This window comes from Archangium sp., assembly GCF_036388035.1.
Taxonomy (GTDB): Bacteria; Myxococcota; Myxococcia; order Myxococcales; family Myxococcaceae; genus Archangium.
In genome coordinates, this window is sequence record NZ_DASVSO010000613.1 from 1 (window position 1) to 3,970 (window position 3,970).

The window sequence follows — 3,970 nt, forward strand, 5'->3', positions numbered from 1 at the left end:
TTCGTTCTGAGCCAGGATCAAACTCTCCAATTGAATTTTGAAGAATTTTGAACCGGCATCGTCAGGGTCCGGCTAAGGAACTCCCGACTTCGCTGTTCAAGGTACCTCGGAATCGACTCTCGCCGACTCTCTTGAGGCACCGCTTAGAATTGACTGCGGTTTCCGCAATCTGTCTTCTTGGGCTTGCTATTTGGTTTTCAAAGACCGAGCCGCTTGTTGCTCTCGCGACTGTGTGCTACCGTCCTTCTACTTCTCAGCTGCACCCTATTCAACTTCGGGGCTGCGCTTTCTATTTCGAAGCGGTTTTTCTGTCAAGCGACCGATGTCGCTCCGTTTCACCGCTTCACCTCGTTGGAAAGTAACATCGCACCGGAGCGCTTTGTTTCTTCTCTTTCGAGGGGGGGCGCGGAACCTACTTCGTTTCCGCCTTCCCTGTCAACCGACTTCGTCGACTCCTTCTTTCCCGCCGATTCGGCTCTGTCGCCTTCGCGACTTCGCCGTTTCGAGGGGAGGCGGCTTCTACCACCGCCGCGTCAGGTGTCAACTCCGCTCGTTGACTTCGTATTTCATCTTTCAATCTCGCTCGGGAGCTCCCGTCGCCGTTGCGACTTCGCTTTCCCGTCCGAGGGGTGCGGCTTGTACCACCGCCGCGTCAGGAGTCAACCGCGCTTGCCAAGATCGTATTTCGTCTTTCGAAAAGCAGCGGAGGCCGGCCCAACGATCGGCCTCCCGCTCTGGAACCAGCCGTTCATACAGACGCTCGGCCGTAACCTCGCGTTCATGTCACCTGTAGCCGAGCAGGCAGGCGTCCGTCGCTCATGGCACGGGCTGTAGCGCTACCACCATTCCCTCGGGCTTCTCGAAGACCGTGAAGCCGTTGGCCCGGGCGCGCCGCAGTGTGAGTTCGTAGAGCGCGACGAAGGTCGGGTCCCTCGCGGCCTTGTTCCGGAGCAACTCGAGCCTCTCCTTCCACCACCGCGGCGTATGGCCGGCTCGCAGCGTGCCCCCGTTGGATACGCCCAGCGCCAATACCCCCGCAGTGTCCTCGCTCGCCGTCACCCCGGCGCTCCATTGCCTGGCGACCTTCCCCTCCTGGTCCCGCTGCGCCCACCACCCCGACGGCTTGCCCTGTTCGAACGCCCCCTCCACCTCCACCAAGCCCGACTCGAACCACGTTGAATGCGGGCCGTGCGCCACACCCTTCTGGTAGTTCTTGAGGAACCTCGGGTTGCCGTTGGGGTGGTAGAGGGTGCTCGGGCCTTCGAGCAGGCCGTCCGCGTACCCCTCCGCCAACAAGCGCTCCCCGCTCGGCTGGTACAACGTCCACGTCCCGTGCGGCCGGCCCTCCGCATAGGTCCGCTCCTCCAGCAGCACGCCCTTCTCGCTCAGCGTGCGGAAGGAGCCGTGCCGTTGCCCCGCGTGGTACTTGCCACTCGCGAGCAGCCGCCCGTCCGAGCCTCGCACCCACTCCGGCCCCTGCCTCCTTCCACTGGGCAGCACGCACGCGCTCACCCGCTCACCGCCTGGGCCCGACGTGTGGCGCAGCGCCGTCCCCGGCTCGCAGGCCCTCCACTCGCTCCGGAAGAACCACACTCCCGCGAGGGCGACACCGGTGGCCGCCAGCATCCCCGCCCAGACGAGGGCTGGGCCCGAGCCCTCCCCGCGCGTCCTTCCCACCGGCCTCCCACCGCAACGCGCCAGCACCCCGAACGCCCGTCCCACGCCGGCCAGCACCGCGGCGAAAGCCGCTCCCGACAGAAGCCGCGCCACCAGCGCCGCTGCGTGTACGAGCGCCCCGGGACTCCGGGCCTCGGCAATCGTCAGCGCCACCGCTCCCGCGTAGAGCAGCACGGCCAGCAAGGCCCGCTCGCCCAGCCTCAACCGGCTCCCCGCCTTCCGGGACTCGGCGGCCTTCCCCAGCGCCCTCAGCACGTACGGCCCGCCCACCAGGCCGAGCCCCGGCACGAGGACGAGCGCCACCGACTCCAGTCCGCCTATCTCGAGCGGCGAGCCGGCCCGCAGAGCCAGCCGGTGCCCCACTCCCAAGGCCAGGGCGAGCAGCCCCCAGGACAGCAGCGCCAGCCCCCACGCGGACGTCGGAAAGAAGTCCGAGGGCACTCCCGTGAGTGCCGGCCTCAGTACCACCATCTCCAGCAGCGACGGGAAACGCTCCGGCAGCGCCTCCTGGATGAGCAGTGCCCCGCCCGTTCCCACCAGCGTCAACACTCCGAGTGCGAATAACCCCCAGGCTGGCTCACGCGGCGCCTCCTCCACGTCCGCTCCGGCGGACGGAAGCTCCCGGGCCACCGCGACAGGTGCACTGGGAAGCGGCTCGGTCCTCGTCGACGCGAGCCCACCCGGAGGCATCACGCTTCCGGGGGCGGGGGGCTCCGTCCCGTCCAGCGCCAGTTCAGCTTCGGAGAGCGGTACGACCTGCTCCTCCTCGGGAGCCCCCGGCTGCATGGCCATCCGCCGGGCCGCGAGGGCGGGCGACGCATCCCAGTCCAGCTCCAGACCGGCCTCCTCGGTGGCAAGCGGCTCGCCGTCGCGTGCCACCGGGGCGCCACAGTGAGCACAGAAGTCGCCCCTACTCGGGGTGAGGGGTCGGTGACAGAGAGAGCAGGAAGACGGAGACGCGACGGTCATGACATTCTTCGCGGAGCATCCGCGGCACCCAGGCCGTGCGACTTCCATATTCCCGCGTCCTCCCAGCCTGCCGCGCCCGCTCCTCCGTTTCCAGTCCCCCCGCTTCATGCGCCCCACACGCTCCGCGTTCCTCTTCTGCGCCGCATGGTTGCTCCTGCTGGCGCCCCCGGTGCTCGCCCTTCCCTTCGAGGTGGAGACCTTCCGCCCCTCGCCGGAGCATCCGCTGCTGCTGCTCGCCCCGCGCGAGGCAAGCCGCTCCACGCTCACCATCGTCTTCGACGTGGGCGCCGTGGACGACAACTTCGAGAACGGGCTGACGCGGGTGTCGCAGCAGTCGCTGCTGCACGCCAACGCTCGCACCACCTACGAGAAGCTCGCGCTCTCCCTCTATAAGTCCGCCGCCACACTCGAGCTGCGCACCGGGCTGCACGAGAGCCGCTTCACCCTCACCGCGCCTCCGGAGGAGTTCGACGCGCTCGCCCGCACGCTCCTCACCGCCCTCCTCTCGCCCAAATTCGAGCCGCGTCGCTTCAAGGACGCGGTGGAACGGACCCAGCGCGACGAGCGCCCGCTCGACCAGGACAACTGGTTGGAGATGCTGCTGACGCATGCGCTGCTCGAGGATCAACGCTACCGGGACCCGCACCTGGGCTCAGTGAAGAAGATCGAGGATCTGGAGCCGCAGCGGGTGCGCCAGTACCTGTCCCTGTGGCTGGCGCCGCGCAACGCCACCCTCATCGCCACCGGTCGCTTCGACGCGCAGGCCCTGCGCAAGCTGGTGGAGGGCTTCCACGGTGGGGTCCCCCGTCGGCTCGCTCCCCCCAAGCTCTCGCTGCCCTTCGAACGCAAGGTGCCCGCCGGGCGCGAGGTCCAGGTGTTCGCCTACCCGCTGCGCATCGAGTCGGCCCACCACGCGGCGGCGGCACGCGTCCTCGCCTCGCTCCTGGAGGAGCGCCTCTACAACCGCTTCCGCAGCGCGGGCGTGGGCTACGGCTTCTCCTCCACGCCCGTATTGACTCCCGCGCTCGACGTGTTCGCGCTGATCCTCCCGGCCTCGGAGCGCTCGGGACTCGACCTGGGCCGCTTCCTGCGCGAGGAAGTCCTCGCGGTAGGCGAGGGCAAGCTTACCCCCGGCTCCTTCGAGCGCCACCAACAGGCCACGCTCCACCGGCTTCGGCTGGCCGATGGGGATCCGCTCCAGGTGGCCGAGGAGCTCCGGCTCGCACGCCACCGCCCGGGCTGGTATGGGGCGGACCTGCCGGCCGCGATCGAGTCGCTCACCCCGGCGGCCCTGAGCGAGGTGGCCTCGGGCTGGTTCAAGGAC

At 68.4% G+C, this 3,970-nt stretch carries 2 protein-coding genes; one reads left to right on the forward strand and one right to left on the reverse strand.

Features of this window, described 5'->3' with window-relative positions; all coding sequences use genetic code 11:
• Positions 1–816: 816 nt before the first annotated feature.
• A complete protein-coding gene (locus VF697_RS25075) occupies positions 817–2,556 on the reverse strand; it encodes a hypothetical protein (RefSeq protein WP_331099180.1) in 1,740 nt (579 codons plus the stop codon).
• Between the two features lie 196 nt (positions 2,557–2,752).
• Here VF697_RS25075 and VF697_RS25080 point away from each other — a divergent pair.
• On the forward strand, positions 2,753–3,970 hold a 1,218-nt coding region (locus VF697_RS25080; RefSeq protein ID WP_331099182.1), incomplete at its 3' end, for an insulinase family protein.